Annotated in this window: 19 protein-coding genes and 1 pseudogene; 8 read left to right on the plus strand and 12 right to left on the minus strand. The window is 71.8% G+C overall.

The window, feature by feature from the left end; all coding sequences use genetic code 11:
- The first annotated feature begins 52 nt into the window (after positions 1-52).
- Positions 53-1,645 carry an ABC transporter substrate-binding protein gene (locus ACLBYG_RS17795; RefSeq protein ID WP_447682267.1) on the plus strand — a complete coding sequence of 531 codons (1,593 nt, stop codon included), beginning with the start codon at positions 53-55 and terminating at the stop codon, positions 1,643-1,645.
- Positions 1,646-1,664: 19 nt separating this feature from the next.
- Here the strand turns inward: ACLBYG_RS17795 and ACLBYG_RS17800 are convergent, their stop codons facing one another.
- Positions 1,665-3,131: an amidohydrolase family protein gene (locus ACLBYG_RS17800; protein ID WP_447682268.1), complete on the minus strand. Its 1,467-nt coding sequence runs from the start codon at positions 3,129-3,131 to the stop codon at positions 1,665-1,667.
- Between the two features lie 169 nt (positions 3,132-3,300).
- On the opposite strand from ACLBYG_RS17800, the gene ACLBYG_RS17805 reads away from it, so the two are divergent.
- Positions 3,301-3,981, plus strand: a complete 681-nt coding sequence (locus ACLBYG_RS17805) for an aspartate/glutamate racemase family protein (RefSeq protein WP_447682269.1) — start codon at positions 3,301-3,303, stop codon at positions 3,979-3,981.
- 13 nt (positions 3,982-3,994) lie between these two features.
- Entirely contained in the window at positions 3,995-5,314 is a 1,320-nt protein-coding gene (locus ACLBYG_RS17810; RefSeq protein WP_447682270.1) for a dihydroorotase, read from the plus strand.
- Between the two features lie 11 nt (positions 5,315-5,325).
- Here the strand turns inward: ACLBYG_RS17810 and ACLBYG_RS17815 are convergent, their stop codons facing one another.
- Entirely contained in the window at positions 5,326-6,612 is a 1,287-nt protein-coding gene (locus tag ACLBYG_RS17815) for a hydantoinase/carbamoylase family amidase (RefSeq protein WP_447682271.1), read from the minus strand.
- Positions 6,613-6,860: 248 nt separating this feature from the next.
- On the opposite strand from ACLBYG_RS17815, the gene ACLBYG_RS17820 reads away from it, so the two are divergent.
- The 3 genes from ACLBYG_RS17820 to ACLBYG_RS17830 all read left to right on the plus strand — a co-directional run bounded on the left by ACLBYG_RS17820 (position 6,861) and on the right by ACLBYG_RS17830 (position 9,045).
- Positions 6,861-7,877 (plus strand): LLM class flavin-dependent oxidoreductase, encoded by a 1,017-nt coding sequence (locus ACLBYG_RS17820; protein ID WP_447682272.1) that lies wholly within the window; start codon positions 6,861-6,863, stop codon positions 7,875-7,877.
- A 160-nt stretch (positions 7,878-8,037) separates the two neighbouring features.
- Positions 8,038-8,427 carry a nuclear transport factor 2 family protein gene (locus ACLBYG_RS17825; RefSeq protein WP_447682273.1) on the plus strand — a complete coding sequence of 130 codons (390 nt, stop codon included), beginning with the start codon at positions 8,038-8,040 and terminating at the stop codon, positions 8,425-8,427.
- Positions 8,428-8,553: 126 nt separating this feature from the next.
- Positions 8,554-9,045: a YidB family protein gene (locus ACLBYG_RS17830; RefSeq protein ID WP_447682274.1), complete on the plus strand. Its 492-nt coding sequence runs from the start codon at positions 8,554-8,556 to the stop codon at positions 9,043-9,045.
- Positions 9,046-9,094: 49 nt separating this feature from the next.
- Here the strand turns inward: ACLBYG_RS17830 and ACLBYG_RS17835 are convergent, their stop codons facing one another.
- Positions 9,095-9,433, minus strand: coding sequence for an MmcQ/YjbR family DNA-binding protein (locus tag ACLBYG_RS17835; RefSeq protein WP_447682275.1), 339 nt, complete (start codon positions 9,431-9,433; stop codon positions 9,095-9,097).
- A gap of 139 nt (positions 9,434-9,572) precedes the next feature.
- On the opposite strand from ACLBYG_RS17835, the pseudogene ACLBYG_RS17840 reads away from it, so the two are divergent.
- Positions 9,573-10,009: pseudogene (locus tag ACLBYG_RS17840) on the plus strand (transposase).
- 12 nt (positions 10,010-10,021) lie between these two features.
- On the opposite strand, the gene ACLBYG_RS17845 reads toward ACLBYG_RS17840, so the two are convergent.
- The 5 genes from ACLBYG_RS17845 to ACLBYG_RS17865 form a co-directional block, all read right to left on the minus strand.
- A complete protein-coding gene (locus ACLBYG_RS17845; protein WP_447682276.1) occupies positions 10,022-10,996 on the minus strand; it encodes a sterol desaturase family protein in 975 nt (324 codons plus the stop codon).
- Between the two features lie 459 nt (positions 10,997-11,455).
- Positions 11,456-11,992: a glyoxalase superfamily protein gene (locus ACLBYG_RS17850; protein WP_447682277.1), complete on the minus strand. Its 537-nt coding sequence runs from the start codon at positions 11,990-11,992 to the stop codon at positions 11,456-11,458.
- Positions 11,993-12,270: 278 nt separating this feature from the next.
- A complete protein-coding gene (locus ACLBYG_RS17855) occupies positions 12,271-12,936 on the minus strand; it encodes a dihydrofolate reductase family protein (protein WP_020094505.1) in 666 nt (221 codons plus the stop codon).
- Complete coding sequence (locus ACLBYG_RS17860) at positions 12,929-13,429, minus strand: VOC family protein (protein WP_447682278.1); 501 nt, start codon at positions 13,427-13,429, stop codon at positions 12,929-12,931. Before ACLBYG_RS17860 ends, ACLBYG_RS17855 begins: the two co-directional genes overlap by 8 nt.
- A 13-nt stretch (positions 13,430-13,442) precedes the next feature.
- On the minus strand, positions 13,443-14,234 hold the full coding sequence (locus ACLBYG_RS17865) for a VOC family protein (RefSeq protein ID WP_056530210.1): 792 nt from the start codon (positions 14,232-14,234) through the stop codon (positions 13,443-13,445).
- 99 nt (positions 14,235-14,333) lie between these two features.
- Here ACLBYG_RS17865 and ACLBYG_RS17870 point away from each other — a divergent pair, with 99 nt between their 5' ends.
- Complete coding sequence (locus ACLBYG_RS17870) at positions 14,334-15,026, plus strand: winged helix-turn-helix transcriptional regulator (RefSeq protein WP_447682279.1); 693 nt, start codon at positions 14,334-14,336, stop codon at positions 15,024-15,026.
- On the opposite strand, the gene ACLBYG_RS17875 is transcribed toward ACLBYG_RS17870, so the two are convergent.
- From ACLBYG_RS17875 to ACLBYG_RS17890, 4 genes are all read right to left on the minus strand, one after another.
- Positions 15,001-16,281: a hydantoinase/carbamoylase family amidase gene (locus ACLBYG_RS17875; protein ID WP_447682280.1), complete on the minus strand. Its 1,281-nt coding sequence runs from the start codon at positions 16,279-16,281 to the stop codon at positions 15,001-15,003. The genes ACLBYG_RS17870 and ACLBYG_RS17875 overlap by 26 nt on opposite strands.
- Positions 16,282-16,292: 11 nt before the next feature.
- On the minus strand, positions 16,293-16,637 hold the full coding sequence (locus ACLBYG_RS17880; RefSeq protein ID WP_447682281.1) for a hypothetical protein: 345 nt from the start codon (positions 16,635-16,637) through the stop codon (positions 16,293-16,295).
- 104 nt (positions 16,638-16,741) lie between these two features.
- Positions 16,742-18,781, minus strand: coding sequence for a YgiQ family radical SAM protein (locus tag ACLBYG_RS17885; RefSeq protein ID WP_100251719.1), 2,040 nt, complete (start codon positions 18,779-18,781; stop codon positions 16,742-16,744).
- A 143-nt stretch (positions 18,782-18,924) separates the two neighbouring features.
- Complete coding sequence (locus tag ACLBYG_RS17890) at positions 18,925-21,237, minus strand: CHASE domain-containing protein (RefSeq protein ID WP_447682282.1); 2,313 nt, start codon at positions 21,235-21,237, stop codon at positions 18,925-18,927.
- Positions 21,238-21,294: the final 57 nt, after the last annotated feature.

The raw sequence follows: 21,294 nt of genomic DNA on the forward strand, positions 1-21,294 counted from the left end.
CGGGGACCCGGCCCACCGGTACGCGGTGCCGGAGCGGAGCGGGAGGTCTCGGATGAAGCGACGCACGCTGTTGCAGGGAGCCGGCGCCCTCGTCGCCGGCGCCGTCGCGGCGCCGGCCCTCGTCCGCGCGGAGGCGGCCCGGACCCTGCGCTTCATCCCGCAGCAGGATCTCGTCACCCTCGATCCGGTGACGACCTTCGCGTACATCACCCGCAACCACGGCTACATGGTCTTCGACACGCTCTACGGCATGGACGCGGCCTATCGCGCCACGCCGCAGATGGTCGAGGGCCATCGGGTCGAGGTGGACGGACGCCGCTGGGACTTGATCCTGCGGGCGGGCCTGCGCTTCCACGACGGGACGCCGGTGCTGGCCCGCGACTGCGTCGCGTCGCTGCGGCGCTGGGCGAAGCGCGACCCGTTCGGCGGCTCCCTCATGGAGGCGACCGACGAACTCTCCGCGCCCGACGACCGGACGATCCGGTTCCGCCTGAAACACCCGTTCCCGCTACTGCCAATCGCGCTGGGCAAGGCGTCCGTCCCGGTCTGCGCCATGATGCCGGAGCGCCTCGCCGCCATCGACCCGTTCCAGCAGGTGCCGGAGCTCATCGGCTCGGGACCGTTCCGCTTCAAGCCCGACGAGCGGGTGCCCGGCGACCGCGTCGTCTACACCCGCTTCGAGGACTACGTGCCGCGCCCGGACGGCCCGCTGACCTGGACCTCGGGTCCGAAGGTCGTCCATTTCGACCGGGTCGAGTGGCGCGTCATCGGCGACACCTCCACGGCGACCTCCGCGCTGATCGCCGGCGAGGCGGACTGGCAGGAATACGCCTCGCACGACCAGATCGCGCTCCTGCAGGCGGCCAAGGGCGTGAGCACCCGCGTCCTCGACCCGACCGGCTTCGTGACCATGCTGCGGGTCAACCACCTGCAGCCGCCCTTCAACAACCCGGCGATCCGGCGGGCTCTCTGGGGCGGGATCGACCAGACCGCGTGCATGCAGGGGGTCGTCGGCGCCGAGGATCCCGGCCTGTTCCACGTGCCCCTCGGCTTCTTCTGCCCGGGCACGCCGATGGCCTCGACGGACGGGTTGCAGCCGCTCACGGATCCGCGCGATCCGGCGCGGGTGCGCGCCGATCTCAAGGCGGCCGGCTACGGCGGCGAGACCGTGCTGCTGATGGTGCCGTCGAACTCGGCGCCGCTGCTGGCGCTCGGCCAGGTCGCGGCCGACCTGCTGCAGCGGGTCGGCATGACGGTGGAGGTCTACGCGGTCGAGTTCAACGCGATGCTGCAGCGGCGCAACCGAAAGGGGCCGGTCTCGGAGGGCGGCTGGAGCGCCTTCGTCACCAACTGGTCCGGCATGGATTGGCTGAACCCCGCGGGCTACATCGCCCTGCGCGGCACCGGCGAGAGCGGCTACGCCGGCTGGGCCACGACCCCGCGGATCGAGTCCCTGCGCGACGCGTGGCTCACCGCCCCGGACGAGGCGGCGCGTGCCGCCCTGTGCCGGGACATCCAGCTCCAGGCGATGCAGGACGTGCCCTACTACCCGCTGGGCCAGTACCTGCAGCCGACCGCCTACCGCTTCCGCCTCACCGGGATCCTCGACGGGTTCCCGACGTTCTGGAACGTCCGGCCCGCCTGAGGGGGCGAGTTCCGGGGCCTCACAGCCCCGGGAAGGTCGGCGGCGCGATGGCGTCGGGGCCGCGCCCGGCCCAGTCGAGCTGCCGGACCTGCGCGAGCGCGCGGCCCTGCGCCTCCTCCAGCGCGGCCGCGGCGGCGGCGTAGTCGATCGTCAGGGCGCGCCCGTCGCGGACGATCTCGCGGCCGCCGACGAAGACCTGTCGAACCGCGCGGTCGCCGGCCGAGTAGATCAGCGACTGCACGGGATCGCGGCACGGGCGCATGGCCGGATGCCCGCAGTCCACGAGCACGAAGTCGGCCTTGCAGCCCGGTTCGAGCCGGCCGATGTCCTCGCGCCCGAGCGCCCTGGCGCCGCCCACCGTGGCGGCGTGGAACACGTCCGCCGCGCGGGTGTCGCGGGGATTCTCGGCGACGACCCGGGCGAGGTACGAGACGAGGCGCATCTCGTCGAGCATGTTGTGCGGGTAGACGTCGGTGCCGATCCCCATGTTGACTCCGGCCTGGAGGTAGCGCCCGAAATGGTGGAGCGCGATGCCGCGCCGGGCGAAGACCGTCGGGCAGTGGGCGACCGTGGCGCCGCGCTCGGCCAGGCGGCGCAGGTCCGAGCCCGGGCTGTGCCAGTGGGTCCAGGGATGGTCATCGAGGAAGATCCCGTGGCCCACGATGGTCCGCTCGGTGAGCACGCCGAGATCGTCGAGCCACTCGATCGGCGTCATCCCGGTGCGGCGGGTGATCTCGTGGAATTCCGACAGGGACTGCGCCGCGTGGGTGTGGAAGCGCAGGTCGCGCGCGACCGCCTCGGAATGGGCGTCCCGCAGCAGCTCCGCCGTGCAGGTGTCGACCTGCGCCGGGCAGAGCATGCCGGAGAGGCGCCCGCTCGGGTGCCCCTCCGCCGCCGCGATCTCGGCGAGGGCCTGCTCCAGGCCGCGCTGGCCCGCCGCCGCGTCCCACTCGTAGTCCACGCTGTGGCCGTTGCGGGTGAGCCAGCGCCCGGATCGGAACATCGGGGCGATGCAGACCCGCAGGCCCGAGGCGCCGAGGAGATCCAGCCAGCCCGCGCTCGGCAGGGCGAGGTCGCAGACGGTGGTGACGCCCGACAGGGCGAGCTCCGCGAGCGCGACCCCGTAGGCGGCCCGCGTCCCCTCAGCGTCGGGCCGCAGGATCGGCAGGTACTCGTAGAGCGAGGTGTTGTAGAGCCGCTGGCTGCCGACCTCGTCCCACATCCCCTTGTTCATCGGCTCCGAGAACAGGTGCGTGTGGATGTCGACGAGCCCGGGCATGATCATGCAGCCGGAGGCGTCGACGGTCCGGGCCGGCTCGGGACCCGCGTAGCCCGGCCCGACATGGATGAGGGCGCCGTCCGCGAAGGCGACGTCCGCGCCGGTGCGGTAGACGTGACCGCCGCTGTCCGAATCCCAGGCGACGACCCACCGGGCCCCTTTCACCAGCGTGATTTCGGCGGTGGCGTCCGGAGCTTCGTCCTGCATCGATAACCTCTCCCTTGCGTAAGCGGGCGGGCAAGAACGGTGCCTCCCGATCGGATCGGCGGCCATGCGGCCCGGGTTTCGCTTGAGGTCTTCCGCGGTCACGATGGGTCGGTCGACGTCGCGGAATCGCGGTCGATCCCGATCGACCGGTATTCAGAGGGAAGGCGCCATGCGGCCTCGCGACACCACCGAGCCCGCGCGCATCCTGATCATCAACCCGAACGCGTCCCGGGCGGTGACGGCCGCCATCGACGCCGCCCTAGCGCCGCTGCGGCTGCCGGGCGGCCCCATCCTCGCGGTGACCGACCTGCCGGAGGGCCCGGAGAGCATCGCGACCCAGCGGGACGCGAATTCGGTGGTGATGCCGCTCGTCCGGTGCGTGGCGGACGATCCGTCCGACGCCTTCGTCATCGCCTGCTTCAGCGATCCGGGCCTGCACGCCGTCCGGGAGGCGGCAAGCGGGCGCCCGGTGATGGGCATTGCCGAGTGGGGGATCCTGCGGGCCCTGACGCTCGGCGAGCGCTTCGGCATCGTGGCCCTGTCGGAGGGCAGCGTCCGGCGCCAGCGCCGCACGGTGCGCCAGATGGGCCTTGGGGATCGCTACGCCGGGAGCCGGCCCGTGGAGGCGCGGGCCTCCGAGACGGCGGACGCCGCGATGGGCCCGCGCCTGATCGCGGCCGGTCGGGCCCTGGTCGAGCGCGACGGCGCCGACGTCATCGTGCTCGGCTGCGCCGGCATGGCGCGCCACCGGGCCGCCGTGGAGGCCGCGATCGGGTGCCCCGTCATCGAGCCCTGCCAGCAGGCGGCCGCCGCGGCCCTCGGGGCCGTGCTGCTCCGGGCCGCCCCGTGAGAAGGAACCGGCGATGCAGTACGACCTCCTGATCCGCGGCGGTACCTGCGTGACGCCGTGGGGCACCGAGACGGCGGATGTCGGGATCCGCGACGGGCGCATCGCGGCCCTCGGGGTCCCGGCCGGAGCGACGGCGGAGGCGGTGATCGACGCCGCGGGCCTGCACGTCCTGCCCGGCCTGATCGACAGCCACGTTCACCTACGCGATCCCGGCGACCCGGCGGTGGAGACGACCGAGACCGGCACGCGGGCCGCGATCCTCGGCGGCATCGCAACCCTTTTCGACATGCCCAACACCGTCCCGCCGATCGCCGACGCCGGGCGCCTCGCCTGGAAGCGCGACTACGTCGCGGGCCGCAGCTGGTGCGACATCGGCCTCTACGTGGCCGGCACCAAGACCAATATCGACGCGCTCGCCGCCCTGGAGGGCGAGGCGGGCGTCTGCGCCGTCAAGGTCTTCGCCGGCAGCTCCACGGCGGCGCTGATGATCGAGGACGACGCCCATCTCGAGCGGGCGATGCGCGCCGGCCACCGGCGCATGGCCTTCCACAGCGAGGACGAGGACCGGCTCCAAGCGCGCAAGCCGCTGTTCAAACGCGGCCAGCCCTACCGGACCCACATGGAGTGGCGCGACCCGGAATGCGCGTTCCTGGGAACGCGGCGCCTCATGGCCCTCGCCCGCAAGACCGGCCGGGCGACCCACATTCTGCACGTCTCGACCGCCGAGGAACTCGCCTACCTGCGCGACTTCCGCGACGTCGCCACCGTCGAGGTGGTGGTCAATCACCTGACCCAGGTGGCGCCGGACTGCTACGACACGCTGGGCGGCCTCGGCGTGATGAACCCGCCGATTCGCGACGCGTGCCACCGGGCGGCCGCCTGGGCGGCCCTGCGCGACGGCACCGTCGACACGGTCGGCAGCGACCACGCGCCCTACGCGCGGGCCGCCAAGGCGCAGCCCTGGCCGGACTGCCCGGCCGGCCTCACTGGGGTCCAGACCCTGGTGCCGGTGATGCTCGACCACGTCGCGGCGGGGCGATTGTCCCTCGCCCGCCTCGTCGACCTGATGGCGGCCGGGCCGGCCCGCGTCTACGGGCTCCTCGGCAAGGGCCGCATCGCCGCCGGCTACGACGCGGACTTCACCCTGGTGGACCTTAAGGCCCGCCGCAGGATCGAGGAATCCTGGATCGTCTCGCCCTGCGGCTGGACGCCGTTCGCGGGCCTCGACGTCACCGGCTGGCCCGTCGCCACGATCGTGCGCGGGATCCCCGTCATGCGCGACGACGCGGTGCTGGGCGAGCCCGTCGGCCGCCTCGCGCGCTTCGCCGCCTGACAGGGCGTCCGTCAGGCGCCGCAGGTCTCCGCCACGAGCCACGCGGTGAGGATCGCCACCGCGTCGAGCAGGTCGTCGATCGCCATGGCCTCGCGGGGATTGTGGCTGCCGTTGGCGTTGCGCACGAACAGCATCGCCATCGGCACGCCGGCCTTCGCGAAGGCGGCGGCGTCGTGGGAGGCCGGGCTGCCGAGGGGCCGCGTCGCGATGCCGAGGGCGTCCGCGGCCGCCGCGAACCCGTCGCGGATCCGCGGCGCGACGGCGCCGACGCCCGCCTCGGCGCGCGGACCCAGCGTCACCGTCACGCCGCGGCGATCGGACACCTCCGCCACCGCTGCCAGGAACGCCGCCTCCAGTTTTGCCAGCACCGCGGCCGCGTAGGCCCGCATGTCGAGGCTGAACCGGAACTCGCCCGGGACCGTGGTCAGGCCGTGCGCCGCGGCGTCGGTGTGGAACCGGCCGAAGGTGACGGCCATCGCGCACCCGGCCGCCTCGCGCTCCGCCCAGACCCGGTCCAGCGCCAGGGCGATCTCGGCCCCGGCCATGGCCGCGTCGCGCCGGAAGCGGCGCGGCGTCCCGACATGGTCGTAGCGGCCGGCGATGCGGACGTCGGGATAGCGGACGTTGCCGGGTATCCCGGTGCACAGGCCGACCGGGATCCCGGCCTCCTCGAGGCTCGGCGCCTGCTCGATATGCACCTCCAGGAAGGCGTGGATCGCGGCTGCGTCGAAGGCCGCCGGGCCGCGGGCGAGCGCGTCCGGGTCGCCACCCTCCCGGGCGATGTGGTCGGCGAGGCTGAGGCCCGTGTCGATCCGGGCCGCGTCGAGCGCCCCGTCCGGCAGTGCTCCGAGCGCCGCGCGGCTCCCGATATACGAGACCTGGAACCAGACGCTCTCCTCGGCGCGGATGCCCAGGACAGAGATGTCCCGCTCCGGCTCCAGGCCGAGTTGGCGGATGGCCGCGACGGCGGCGAGCCCGGCCACCACGCCGGCGGCACCGTCGAAGTTGCCGCCCTGGGCCACGGTGTCGAGATGGGAGCCGATCAGGATCGGCGGCAGGGTTCGGTCCCGCCCCGGCAGCGTCATGGCGGTGTTGGCGGCGGCGTCCCGGGCGATCGCGAGGCCGAGATCGGAGGCGCAGCGCGCCACCGTTGCGTGCGCCGCGGTCTCCTCCGGGCTGTAGGAGGGCCGGGTGAACCCGGGCTCCATCCGGCCGCACCGGGCCAGCTCCGCGAACAGGGCCTCGACCCGGCCGCGCTGCGCGCGCACAGCTGCTGAGATGGCGGACACGCGGTCCATCGCTACGCCTCCCCGAGCGCCGGTCCCCGGGACGGGCCCGCCGGTGCCCCTGCCACTTTCGTGCCGGCCCGCCGGATCACCGGGCCCGGTCACCGAGCCCGGTCACCGAGCCCGGTCACCGGGACCGAGTCTGCCGGATCGCCGGGCGCGCGGCCAGCCGCGCGGGTCAGCCCCGCGGCGCGGGATCGTTGCCCGGCCGGATTCCGGCGGCTATCGCCGGTCCCGGCAGGCGGGCGGAGGTTCTGCAAATGAAGACGATCGGGTTCCTGTCCTTCGGGCACTGGTCGCCGACCGGCGGATCGGCGACGCGCAGTGCGGCCGACACACTCCTCCAGTCGATCGACCTCGCGGTCGCCGCGGAGGAGCTCGGGGCGGACGGCGCGTATTTCCGGGTCCACCATTTCGCGCGCCAGCTCGCCTCGCCCTTCCCGCTGCTGGCGGCAGTCGGCGCCCGGACGAAGCGCATCGAGATCGGCACCGGCGTCATCGACATGCGCTACGAGAACCCGTTCTCCATGGTCGAGAATGCCGGCGCGGCGGACCTCATCGCGGGCGGACGCCTGCAGCTCGGGCTCAGCCGCGGCTCGCCCGAGCAGGTCATCGACGGCTGGCGGCACTTCGGCTTCGCCCCGGCCGAGGGCGAGACAGACGCCGATATGGGGCGCCGGCACACCGAGGTCTTCCTCGACCTCCTGAAGGGAACGGGGTTCGCCGAGCCCAACCCGCGGCCGATGTTCGCCAACCCGCCTGGACTCCTGCGCCTGGAGCCGCATTCCGAGGGGTTGCGGGACCGCATCTGGTGGGGATCGGCCTCCGACGCGACCGCGATCTGGGCGGCGCAGCAGGGCATGAACCTGCAGAGCTCGACCCTGAAGGCGGACGAGACCGGCGAGCCGTTCCACGTTCAGCAGGCCAGGCAGATCCGCCGCTACCGGCAGGCGTGGCAGGATGCGGGACACGCCCGCACGCCGCGGGTCTCGGTCTCGCGCTCGATCTTCGCGCTCGTGAACGACCTCGACCGCGCCTATTTCGGGCGCGGCACGAGCAGCGACCAGGTCGGCATCATCGACAACATGCGCGCGGTGTTCGGCCGCTCCTACGCCGCGGAGCCGGATCGGCTGGTCGACGAGCTGCGCGCCGACACGGCGATCGCGGAGGCCGACACCCTGCTGCTGACGGTCCCGAACCAGCTGGGCGTCGCCTACAACGCCCACCTCATCGAGAGCCTGCTCACGCACGTGGCCCCCGCGCTCGGGTGGCGCTGAGCCGACCTGCGGCCGGGTTCGCCGGCGCCGAGGGCATGCAGCTCCTCGGCCGGCCCTGTCCCGGGGCCCGTCGGCCTACCCATCGCCGCGAGCGTGCGGTAGCCTCCCGTCGGCCCGTCACGCGGTGCCCGAGTCCGGCACTTGCATGGGGATCACCGGGATGTCGCACCCCGTGGACTGGAACGCGTTCGCCGATGCGTGGTGCGCCGCCTGGAACGCGCACGATGTCGAGCGGGTGCTGGCCCATTTCCACGACGACGCCGTGTTCACCTCGCCGGGCGCCGCGCGGATCGTTCCCGCTTCGGGCGGAACGGTGCGGGGCAAGGATGCGCTGCGCGCCTACTGGACGGAGGCCCTGCGGCGGATCCCGGACCTCCACTTCGCGGTGGAGCAGGTCTTCGCGGGCATCGACACGCTGGTGATCCAGTATCGCAATCAGAAGGGTGTGAGCGTCAGCGAGGTGCTCGTCTTCGAGGACGGCCGCGTGCGGGCGGGGCACGGCACCTACCCGATCGGCGTCGACAACCCCGTCGGTGCCGCGGCGGGCTAGAGCCGTTCGCGATGCGGCCGCGCCGGCCTCGGCGGGGCCGCCCGCATCGCAACCGGGTCCGCGCGCGTTGGTTGGCGTCGCGTGGCGAACGGGCGCGGGCCCGCTGCCCGCAGCGGGAGACGAACCATGAGTGATGGCTACCCTTCGATGACGGCGCTCCTGGGCCTCCTCGCCCTGGCGGGCTACCAGAACCGCGACAAGCTCGCGGAACTGCTGGGCGGCGCCGGTCAGACCGCGCCGGCAGGCCCCGGCGGCCCGGCCGACGGCTCCAACAGCGGCTCCAACAGCGGCTCCGGTGCCGGCCTGGGCGGTCTCCTCGGCGGCCTGCTGGGCGACAGGCGCGGCGAGGCTCCCGGCGGGTTCCTGCACAGCGGCCTCGGCGAGATGCTGGACCGCTTCCAGCAGGCCGGTCACGGGACGGCCGCCCAGTCCTGGGTCAAGACGGGACCGAACCAGGAGATCGCGCCGCACCACCTGGAACAGGCGATCGGACCCGACGTCCTCGCGGCTCTCACCCAGCGGACGGGACTGTCCCGCGATGAGCTGCTCTCCCGGCTGTCCCGCGAGCTCCCCCGGGCCGTCGACCGCTACACGCCCGACGGACGGATCCCGGCCTGAGGTCTGGCCGGCGGACGGATCTCGGCCCGACCTTGGGGGGTCGGGATCGTCACGGTCGTCGGGGCGTGCGCGGCTTCGGCGCGGCGAGCCGATGGGCCGCCGTCAGGGCCGACATCAGGGTCGTCTCGTCGACGATCGCGAGGTCGCACCGCGTCGCGCCCATCCGCCCCCAGCCGCCCGGAACGGGGCTGAAAGCCGCCGGCACCTGCTCGCAGAAGAAGTCGCGCTGGTCCGGGTCGAACATCAGGTTGATGTCGTGGCCCACCTCGTCCAGCGTCGCGAAGGTCTTGCGCGGCGTCCGGAAGGCCGTCCTGTGAAAATGGGGGGCGGAGGTCACCGCCGCCAACGTCGCGATGAGCGCCTTCACGCGCGCGATATCGACGCCCATCGCGGCCCTCCTCCCCTGGTTCGGGCACTCATACAACGATCTGCGTCCGCTCGCGTCCGCTTCCTGATTGTGGAGTTCTCCGCGCGAGAGGATCGCGATGGCGCGGTTGTTCTAGCTCTCAGACGACGCCTGGGCGCGGATCGAGCCGCTTCTGCCGCATGGCCAACCGGGCAAACCTCGGATCGACGACAGGCGGGCGATCAGCGGCATCCGGCACGTCCCGAAGGTCGGCTGCCGCTGGCAGGACACGCCCTCCGCCCACGGCACCCACACGACGATCCACAACCGCTACAACAGGTGGCTCATCGCGGGCTCTGACGGCCGACAGAGCCTGCGACGCGCAGAGCCTGGGGGATTGGCTCAAGAGCCACCGAACTGATCGCCACCATCCCGTCCACGGCCACGCGGACGGTGCCCTACAAGCACAGCCGGATCGCCGACCGGCGGCGCAATCGAGTCGCGCGCCTTTGCGGACACCTCAGAAACTGGCGGCCCGTCACGACCCACCACGATCGCTTGACCCATGATCATCTCGCCGCCGTCGCGCTCGTCTCCCGTGTCATCGCATGGGCCTGAATGAGCCCTCAGCTAGGATGCCGATCGCTCGGTTGAGCCTGTTTCATGATTGAACATTTTCCGGATCTTTCTGTAGCTCCTGGTCAGAGGCGCGACATAGGACCCGTACAGAGAATTGTATTTCATCAACGTTTCGTCTTTGAGGCCAGAGATACCGAATACCGGCATCTCGTTCCGACTCGGTCTGTAGGCAGTCCCGAACATCCAATCGAATATAGACAAATTTGTACCGAACTTTTTGTCCCAATGCGCCTGCACCTTGCTGTGATGTATCTGGTGCATATGCGGGCTGATCAGGAATTTATCGAAGAAACCCAAGCTTATCGGAAGATGCGAATGCTTCAGCGGATCGAGAGTGAGAAGAATAAAAACTTTCGATGCGACCCAAGATAGTGACGTTGCCTCAACGACGCTGAGACCGAACAGGAACATGAACAAGCCACCGGGCACGGCAGTCAGAAGCCCTCGAACGATGGCTTCGAGCGCCATCCCCACGGGATGGCCTCGCTTCGATGTCAGAGGGTTCAGAGTTTGCGCCGAATGATGGACCTTATGAAGCTCCCACAGGAACGGCACTTTATGCTCAACATAATGGTAGATAAAATCCGAGAATTCTACGACAACGAACACGACGATCGTGCAAATACTGGCATAAAAAATACTAAACTCGAGTTTCTTGAAATCCGGGAAAAGTAGATGCGCGAGAGAACTATATGCATTGCAACAAACAGCAGTGAGAAATATGGCAGGTATCACGATGAAACTGCCTGTTAATTTTCCAATGATGTATATTTTTACATCTGTGTGGAAGCTTTTTTCCGTGAGGACATTGAACGGTACGCAGTGCTTCGCAAGTCCACGGAATGAGAATTTCGCGCGGTTCTTTGCAATATAAGCTACATAAAATGCCAGTCCGAACCCGAAAAACATTGTCCAGGCAATAAGCAACTGTGGCGCATGAATGATTTGCTTGAAAAAATCAGTCATCGCTCCCTCCAACGCAATTTAATCGATCCCAGAAAGGCAGGCGCGCACCAAAGCGATGTGGCCAACTCTCCCAATATTGATATAAAAATTGTCAGATATTAGACCTAGCGTCTATGTTCAATAAGTTTTTTGAGATCGCCCCTATTAACCCACGTCAAGGTCGTTATGGGAGCACCCATACGAGCGTGCGGCTCCGTCGCAGTGAGAGCGCTGCAGCACGGGCTCCGGGCCGGCACCTACGATCCGCTTTCGGACTGGAGGCGGGCCCAGCACGCCGGCGGCATCGGGACCCGGCCGGCGATGGGGATGCGCCCGGGATCGGCCTTTCCCCACAGGCCGCCTTCGCGATCGAGGGCAACACCACGCCTCGGGCGTCGCTCTGAACGCCGTCGTCGCCGTTAGGTGCCGATCGAGTCCAGATGCTGGGTCGGCGGCGGATCGGACCGCCCGCCCGACCGGTCACCCGGTCCGGCGCTCGCAGAATCGCAACCGGTTCCCGAACGGATCCGCCACCTCCAGCACCTCGCCCCAGGGCGCCTGCTCGATGCCGGGCCGGGCATAGCCGTAGCGCTGGTCGGTGAGCGCCCGGTGATAGGCCCGGATGCCGCGCATCGGCACGAACACGGTCGAGCCGGGGGTGGCGTCACCGTGGTGCTCGGTCAGGTGCAACCGCAATCCCGCGCGGGCGACCTCCATGTAGAGCGGCAGACCCGGCTCGAACCGGTGCTCGAACCCGGGCGTGAAGCCGAGAAAGCCGCAGTAGAACGCGCGCGCCTTGGCCTCGTCGAAGATGCGCAGAACCGGCACCGCCGCCAGGAAACGGGGGCCGTCATCCGCGTCCCGGTCCAGGACGGCGCAGGCGGTGTTCCAGTCGTCGAAGCCCAGCCCGGCGGCGACGAGTTCGAGGGCGGCCGCGTGCGGGACGGCGAGGTCGCGGGCTGCCAGCGCGGCGCGCAACCGCTTGGCCATGGTCTTGGCCTGATCGACGGTCGTCATGGTCCTCTCCCCGAGCCGGCGTCGGTCCGTCGGTGCCCGCATTGCCGACCCGGCGCCGGTCAGGGACACGGTGGGGGTGGGTCGTCCGCGATGCGTTCACCATCCCGGTTCCGGGGCGAGCGGCAGGCCGCATCGGCCTGGCGGCAGGCTACCCCGGCCGCGGCGCGGCCGCCAAGAGGGGTGAAGGGAGGGGAGGGCTGACACGGGACCTGCCGGCTTCCGACGGGTCACGACCCCGTGCCGCGCGCGGCCAGCCGGTCGCTGCCGCAGGCGGCGGTCTACCAGCGACCCGCCGCTTGGCGCTCGCGGAGCGCGATCTCGTCCGCGCTGGGTGGTTTGCTGGCGAAACTGCCGGTCTGGACCGCCCCGTCCCGCGCGAACACCGCGACGTGGACGCCCTTCGGCGAGTGGCTCTGCTCGACCAGCGTCCAGGTGCGGGCCGCCGCCGGGTCGTCCGCGTACCAGCGCTTGCCGCGGCCGAGCATGACCGGGAATGTGATCAAGACGAGCCGGTCGATGAGGCCCGCCGGAAGCAGCGCCGGATAGAGCCTGCTGCTGCCCTGGATGAGGAGGTCGGGGCCCTCGCTCTCCTTGAGGCGGGTGACCGCCGCGACGGGGTCGCCGGCGAGGCGGCGGCTGTTGTTCCAGTCGAGCGCGGCGTCGCTTCCGGTGACGACATGCTTGCGGATCGCGTTGAAGGTCGCGCCGATCGGCTGCTCGGCGTTGTGCGGCCAGTAGGCGGCGAAGATCTCGTAGGTGCGCCGGCCGAGCAGCAGCTCGTAATCGCCGCCGAGCAGCTTGCCCATCGGCCCGGCGAGCGACGCGTCGAAGTACGGGAAGGTCCAGCCGCCGTGCGCGAAGCCGGTCTGATCCTCCTCCGGACCGCCCGGTGCCTGGATCACGCCGTCGAGGGACTGGAAGAGGGAGCCGGTGATCTTACGCATGGGCGGAGACCCCGCGGAGGGCAGCCTCGATCCGGGCGATGTCGATCTTGCGCATGGTCATCATGGCCTCGAACGCGCGCCGGGCCGCAGCCCGGTCGGGGTGGCTGTTGGCGTGCAGGAGCGCGCGCGGCGTGATCTGCCAGGAGAAGCCCCAGCGGTCCGTGCACCAGCCGCACGCGCTCTCCGCGCCGCCGTGGCCCACGACGGCGTCCCAGTAGCGGTCGGTCTCCGCCTGATCGTCGGTCAGCACCATGAAGCTGACCGCCTGGTTGGCCCGGAAGGCCGGGCCGCCGTTCAGGCCGACGAATGGCCGGCCGAGGACGGTGAACGCGACCGTGAGTTCGTCGCCCGCGGACCCGCCGGGGAAATCCGAGGGGGCGTTCATGGGCGCGCCGACATGGCTGTCGGGGAAGGTCGCGGCGTAGAATTCCGCGGCCTTGCGGGCCTCGCCGCAGTCGAACCACAGGCAGGTCGTCAGCTTGTCGCTCGTCATGGCCGGACGCTCCTCACGTGGCTTGCCGCGGGCCGGCGAGGCCGAGCTGGTGGCCCGCCGGATCGGCGATGTTGGCCGCGTAGCTGCCGCCGGGGATCGGGTCGGGTCCCTGGAGGACCGTGCCGCCCGCCGCCCGGACGGTCGCGAGCGCGGCGTCGATGTCGGCGACGTGGATGTACCAGTTCCAGCGGGCCGGCGCGCCGGTGGCCGCGCTCGACATCACCGCGCCGGGGCGCAGGTCGCCCCGCCCGATGAAGGCGTACTCGCCCAAGTCGCCCATCGGCATGGCGCCGAGCTTCTCCCAGCCGAACAGCGCCCCGTAGAAGGCGAGGGCCGCCGCGGGATCGGGGGTGGCGAGCTCGATCCAGACGCCGTGGCCGCGCGTCCGCTCCGTCTCGAGCGGCACCGGCCCGAAGGCCCGGCTCGCGCCGGGACGGGCCGGATTCATCGCGGCGAAGACCACGCCCTGCGGGTCGCTCACCATGGCGAACCGGCCGACATGGGGGATGTCGACGGGCCCGAACCGGACCGCGCCGCCGAGATCGACCGCGCGGGAAGCCAGGGCGTCGACGTCTGAGGTCGCGAGGTAGACCGCCCAGCCGGGGAGGCCGGGGGCCTCGGGCATCGGCCGCCGGATCCCGGCCACGGGCGCCCCGTCGGCCTCCGCGATCCGGTAGCCGCCGTGCTCCGGCATCGGCGACGGCGCGACGCGCCAGCCCGCGACCGCCTCGTAGAAGGCCTGCGCGGCGTCCGGGTCGGACGCGTTCAGCTCGAACCAGATGGGTGTCCCCTCGGCGGGTGGCATCGGGCGCTCCTCCGTGACAATCGGCTCTGCGGCCGCGGCGCGGCGCCCCCTCCGGCCCCGCTTTGCCCAGGCTCGCATTCTCGGTTACACAAAGCAACTATGAAGTCAGAAAAAATAACTGATCTAGGATCCCGGCCTCGCGAGCGCCTGTACGACGACGCCTGCGGCACGGCCCTCGCGCTGGAGTTCATCGGCGAGCGCTGGTCGCTGCTGATCATGCGCGAGCTGGTCTACGGCCCCCGGCGGTTCAGCGAGATCCGGGCGAACCTCCCGGGGATCAGCGCGAACGTGCTGACGCAGCGGCTGGAGAGCCTGGCAGTGGCGGGCATCGCCCTGCGGTACCGGCTGCCGTCGCCGGCCAACGTGCAGGTCTACGATCTCACCGACTGGGGCCGCGAGGCAGCACCCCTGATGCGCGACCTGGGCCGCTGGGCCGCCCGCTCGCCGCGGCACGATCCGAGCCTGTTCATGTCGGGGGCGTCGGCCATGATGTCGCTCGAGGCCCTGGTCGACCGCGGGCGGGCGTCGGCGCTGTCGGCGACGGTCGCTTTCCACTTCCCCGGCGAGGACTTCGTCGCGACGGTGGCCGGCGGCGAGATCCGCGTGCGGCGGGGCGTCGCCGAGGCGCCCGACCTCGCCTTCACCGGCGACACGATGGCGATGCGCCGCACGGTCTACGGCAAGGCGCCGCTGGACCGGGACGGCGCCGGCGGGACGCTCGCCGTCGCGGGCCCCGCCGACCTGGCGCGGTCCTTCATCGACCTCTTCACCCTGCCGGCCAAGGCGGGCTGAGGTGCCCGTCCCGCGGCTCGCGCGGGGAGGGCGCGCCGCCCGCGAGCGCGCCGACAACGCCGGCGAGCACGTCGAGGCCGACCGCGACGTCCGCCGGGTCGACGATCCCCGCCGCCCCCCAGCCGACGCCGCCCCGACAGCGGATCAGCGCGAGGCCGATCGGTCCGAGCAGGGCCATGTGGGACGCGTCGGTGGTCACGCCCTGCGCCAGCCGCACGGCGCGGTGTCCCGCGGCCTCGACGGCCTCCTCGAACAGGCGGACCAGACCGGGATCGCACCGGGTGGCATCGGGATCGACGCTGCGCTCGACGGTGATCCCCAGCCAGCGCCGCGCCGCGACCGCCTCGAGCGCCGCGGCGAGTTCCGCCACGGCCGCGCGCCGCGCGCCGTCGTCGGCGGAATCGACGCGGACGCCCAGTGTCGCCGACCCCGCGACCACGAAGGTTGGCACCGGCGCGACGTCGAGGCGCATGACCGTCACGGTGACCCGCTCCCGCGCCACGCCGACGCGCTCGGCGGCGAGGACGCATTCGGCCGCCCCGGCGAGGGCGTCCCGCCGGCCCGGCATCGGGTTCGCCGCCGCGTCGACGGCGGCGCCCGTCAGCGTGACCCGGAGCATCGTCGATTCCGACAGGGCCGGCACGATCCCGACCGGCGCTCCCGATCGCTCCAGCACGGGGCCGGCCTCGGCGGCGACCTCGAGATAGGCCAGGATCGCGTCCGAGGCCCGGCGCGCGCTCGCGAGGCGCGCCGGGTCGAGCCCGTGCGCCTCCAGGGCGCGACGCAGGGTGACGCCGTAGGCGTCGTCCCAGTCCAGCGCGTCCGGGGCGAGCCGCCCGACCACGGCCCGGCTGCCGAGCTGCCGGGGACCGAACCGGCTGGCCGCGTCCGCGACGAAGGCGACGACCTCGACCGCGTGGCGCGGCGGCGGTCCGTGCCGGATCAGGCGCTCGACGGCGGCGATGCCGATCAACACGCCGAGCGTCCCGTCGTAGCGGTCGGCATCCTCGCGCGTGTCGATGTGGCCCCCGACGACGACGGCCGGGCCGCCCGGGACCGCGCCTTCGACCCGGCCGACGAGGTTGCCGGCGGGATCGCGCCGGGCCGACAGGCCGGCCTCCGCCATCCAGCCGAGGACGAGCGCCTCGGCCTCGGCCTGCTGCGGGCTGAAGACGCGCCGCGTCAGGGTCCACGGGTAGGCGCTGATCCCGGCGAGCCGGTCGACGCGCGCCAGGACGATCCCGGCGGCGCTCAAGGGCGCCGCCGTCACGGCGCCCGCGGCGTCACCGCGATCCCGGCCCCCCAGTAGCGGTTGGCGATCAGCTGCTGATTCCGGATGAGGCTGATCGCCGTCCTGGCGTCGCCGCCCGCGAACGTGCCGACCGCCGCCCCGCAGAGCGTCAGGTACATCCGCTGGTGCACCACGGACTCGAAATAGGCCCTGGGCGGCGGGGTGAGGTCGAGGCCGGCGTCGAAATTCTGCTGGCGCACCCGCGCGGCGGCCTCCGCCACCGCCGCCTGCACCGTCTCCATCATCGCGCGCTGCGCGGCGTCCAGGATCTCGGACGCCTTGCGCTCTTCGGGCGTCAGAACAGGGCAGGCGACAGCCATCGCGACCTCCGTGTCGATCGCCGGTGAGGCTGACCGGCCGGCCGCGCGGCAATATGGCCGGCGCGTATCAATTCGTTACGGCGCGCCGAACCCGTCACGAACCGTCACTTGCGCAGCGGCACGCCCTTCGTGGTGAAGCGCTGGCCGCCGCCCGTGTAGCGGGGTCGCGGCTGGCCGCCCGTCCGGCCCGCCCCGGCGCCGGTCCCCGGCGGCTGCGAGAACGGCACCAGCTGGTCCGGCCGCGGCCCGATGAGATCGGCGCGGCCCATCTCCCGCAGCGCCTCGCGCAGCAGGGGCCAGTTCTCGGGGTCGTGGTAGCGCAGGAACGCCTTGTGCAGCCGGCGCTGGCGCAGGCCCTTGATCGCCTCGACCGACTCGCTGCCGCCGCGTTTCACGCCCCGCAGCGTGTTGATCTCGGTGTGGTACATCGCGGTTGCGGTCGCCATCGGCGAGGGCAGGAACGTCTGGACTTGGTCGGCGCGGTAGTTGTTCTTCTTGAGCCAGAGCGCAAGGTGCATCATGTCCTCGTCGGTCGTGCCCGGATGCGCCGCGATGAAGTACGGGATCAGGTAGTACTTCTTACCCGCCTCCTTGGCGGCGGCGTCGAACATCTCCTTGAACCGGTCGTAGGTGCCGATCCCCGGCTTCATCATCTTGTCGAGGGGGCCGCGCTCGGTGTGTTCGGGCGCGATCTTCAGGCGCCCGCCGACGTGGTGGGTGACGAGCTCCTTGATGTATTCGGGGCTCTTCACCGCGAGGTCGTAGCGCACGCCCGAGGCGACCATCACCTTCTTGACGCCCTTCACCTCGCGGACCTTCCGGTAGAGCCGGATCAGGTCGTCGTGCGAGGTGTTCAGGTTCGGGCAGACGTCCGGGAAGACGCAGGAGGGCAGCCGGCACGCCGCCTCGATCTTCGGGTCCTTGCAGGCCATCCGGTACATGTTCGCCGTCGGCCCGCCGACATCCGAGATCACGCCCGTGAAGCCCGGGGTCTTGTCGCGGATCCGCTCGATCTCCCGCAGGATCGAGCCCTCCGAGCGGTTCTGGATGACGCGGCCCTCGTGCTCGGTGATCGAGCAGAAGGTGCAGCCGCCGAAGCAGCCGCGCATGATCGTCACCGAGAACTTGATCATGTCCCAGGCGGGGATCTTCGCGTCGCCGTAGGACGGGTGCGGGGCGCGGGCGTAGGGCAGGTCGTAGACCGCGTCCATCTCGTCGCTGGTCAGCGGGATCGGCGGCGGGTTGAGCCACAGGTCGCGGTCGCCGTGGCGCTGGACGAGGGGGCGCGCGTTGCCGGGATTGGCCTCCCGGTGCAGCACGCGCGAGGCGCGGGCGTAGGCCTCCTTGTCGTCCTTGACCTCGTCGTAGGCGGGCAGCCGGATCACGGTCTCGCCGGGCCGGCGGGTGGCGGCCTCGTCCGTCGAGTCGAGGTCGTCGGCGGGCAGCTCGGTGTAGTGGGCAGGCACGCGGCGGAACAGGGCGACGCCCCGGATCGCGTCGAGCTGGTGCGGCGCCTCGCCGGCCGCGAGGCGGTTCGCCACCTCGACCACGGCGCGCTCGGCGTTGCCGTAGATCAGCAGGTCCGCCTTGGCGTCGGCCAGGATCGAGCGGCGCACCTTGTCGGACCAGTAATCGTAGTGCGCGATCCGGCGCAGCGACGCCTCGATGCCGCCGAGCACGACCGGGACGTCCTTGAAGGCCTCGCGGCAGCGCTGCGTGTAGACGATGGTGCAGCGGTCCGGGCGCCGGCCGCCCTCGCCGCCGGCCGTGTAGGCGTCGTCGTGGCGCAACCGCCGGTCCGCCGTGTAGCGGTTCACCATCGAATCGAGGTTGCCGCCGGTGACGCCGAAGAACAGGTTCGGCTTGCCGAGCGCCTTGAACGGCTCCGCCGAGTGCCAGTCGGGCTGGGCGATGATGCCGACCCGGAAGCCCTGCGATTCGAGCAGCCGGCCAATGATGGCCATGCCGAAGCTCGGGTGGTCCACGTAGGCGTCACCGGTCACCAGCACGATGTCGCAGGACTCCCATCCGAGGGCCGCCATCTCGGCTCGGCTCATGGGCAGGAACGGCGCAGCGGGCCCGCGCGGCGACGGCGTGCGGACTGGGGGCGCCAGGGGACGGGCGGTGGACGCTTGGAGTTCCATGGTGTCCCTGCATAGGCCTCCGGGGCCGCGATCTCAACGAATGGCAGGGCGGCGGTGGCCGCGGCCGTGCCGCCTGAGGGCGCCCTGCGCCGATCCGGCGCACCTCGAGACAGGCGGTGCGCCGCCGTCGCGGCCGGCCCGGCTCAGCGCGCGATCAGCTCGCGGATGCGGGCGGCCAGGGCCTCCACGGCGAAGGGCTTAGTCAGCACCGCCATGCCGGGCTCGAGACGCCCGTCGCCCGGCAGCGCGGTCTCGGAGAAGCCGGTGATGAACAGCACCTTCAGCTCCGGTCGGCCGACCCGGGCGGCGTCGGCCATCTGGCGCCCGTTCATGCCGCCGGGCAAGCCGACATCCGTGACGAGCAGGTCGATCCGCGCGCCCGATTGCAGCACGCTGAGCCCGCCCGCGCCGTCCGCGGCCTCGATCGCCGTGTAGCCGAGGTCGCTCAGCACGTCCGTCACCAGCATGCGCACCGTCGGCTCGTCGTCCACGATCAGCACGGTCTCGCCCGCCTCGGCCTGCGCCATCAGGCCCCTGCCCGGGTCGGGCCCGTCCGCGTCCGCCTCGCCGAAGTGCCGCGGCAGGTAGATGCACACGTTCGTGCCCTGACCGACCGTCGAGGTGATCCGGACCTGACCGCCCGACTGCTTGGCGAAGCCGTAGATCATCGACAGGCCGAGGCCGGTGCCCTCGCCCATCGGCTTGGTGGTGAAGAACGGGTCGAAGGCCCGGGCGACGACCTCCGGGGGCATGCCGGTGCCGGTATCGGACACGCACAGCGACAGGTACGGCCCCTCCGGCATGTCCTGGGCGTCGGCCTGCTGCCTGTCGATCCAGCGGTTGTCGGTCTCGATGGTGATCCGGCCGCCCCCGGGCATCGCGTCCCGCGCGTTGATGCAGAGGTTCAGGAGCGCGTTCTCCAGCTGGGACGGGTCCGCGAGCGCGGCCCAGAGCCCGTCCGCCCCGACGTGCCGCACCTCGACACTCGGCCCGACCGTCCGCTGGATCAGGTCGAGCATCCCGCGGACCAGCCGGTCGGCGTCGATCGCCCTGGGCGCCAGCGTCTGGCGGCGCGAGAAGGCGAGCAGGCGGTGGGTCAGCGCCGCGGCCCGCCGGGCGGCGCCCTGGGCAGCCGCGATGTACTTGCCGACATCCTTCGACCGCCCCTGGGCGATGCGGGCCTCGATGAGCTCCAGCGAGCCCGAGATGCCCGCCAGAAGGTTGTTGAAGTCGTGCGCCAGCCCGCCGGTGAGCTGGCCCACCGCCTCCATCTTCTGCGACTGGCGCAGCGCCTCCTCCATGCGCGCCCGCTCCTCCCCGGCCTGCCGCAGACGGTCGGCCGCCGCCCGGAGATCGCGCGTCCGCTCCTCGACGCGGGCCTCCAGTGAGGCGTTGAGCTGGCGGATCTCGTCCTGCGTGCGGCGCTGCCGGTAGGCAGCGAAGGCCAGCAGGGCTGTGGCGAACAGGCCGCCGCCGCAGACGAGCCAGATCTCCGGCAGCGCCGAGCCGCGCCGGGGCGAGACGCGCTGCGCGAACGCCACGGTCCAGGTGCGGTTGCCGAGATCGAGATGCGCCTCGCGGGTGAGGCGCGCCGCCCCGGCGGCGGAGGCCCGCGCGGACCGGTGCAGCAGGTTCGCCTCGCTCGGCGCGCCGTCGTAGATGGCGAAGGCCGCGTCCTCCTCGGCCTCCGCCGCCACGATGCTGTTGAACAGGTCGTCGGCCCGGAAGGCGCCGAACACGAAGCCCAGGAAGCGCCGCCGCCGGTCCTCGAGGTCCGGCGGCACGGCGCCGCCGGCATAGACCGGCATGGCGACGAGGAAGCCCGCCTGCTTGTTCGCGTCGATCTCCTGCACGAGCTGGATCCGCGCCGAGGCGGCCGGCTGGCCGGTGTCGCGGGCCCGCTCGACCATGTCGCGCCGCACCGGGTCCGACATCACGTCGTAGCCGATGGCGGCGAGGTTGCGCGGGTTCGGCGGCTCGGCGAACAGGACCGGGCTGATCATCGGGTTGTCGGTCGGCGGCCGGACCCGGGCATTCTCGACGCCCAGGGCCGCGGCGCGCGCGGCGAACGTCTCCCGCGCGGAGGCGGGCAGGGTCGGCGTGAAGCCGATGCCGAGGAAGCCAGGGTAGAGGCGCTGGAACTCGATCCGCTGCACGTAGGCCCGGAACTGGGCCAGCGTGACGGTGTCGCCGTCGGCTGCGAACAGGCCGGCGGCGCCGCGCAGGAGCGCCGTGTAGGTGCGGAACTGGTCCTCGACCGTGCGCAGCTCGATCTCGGTGGCGTGCTCGAAGGTCAGGCGGTCGCGCAGCGCCGCCGCCTGCCAGGTGAGGGCCGTGCTCAGCCCGGTCGCGAGGAGGCCGGCGGCCAGGATCGCGGGCGGGATCCAGCGCGCCGCGCCCGCCCCGCGGCGGGCGGCGGGCGCGACAGGACCCTGCGATGCGGTGCGGTGGGACAAGGGGCGAGACCGGACTTCGACTGCGGCCCGTCAAAGCAGGCATGCGCCGGGATGCAA

This window comes from Methylobacterium sp. D53M (genome assembly GCF_053345625.1).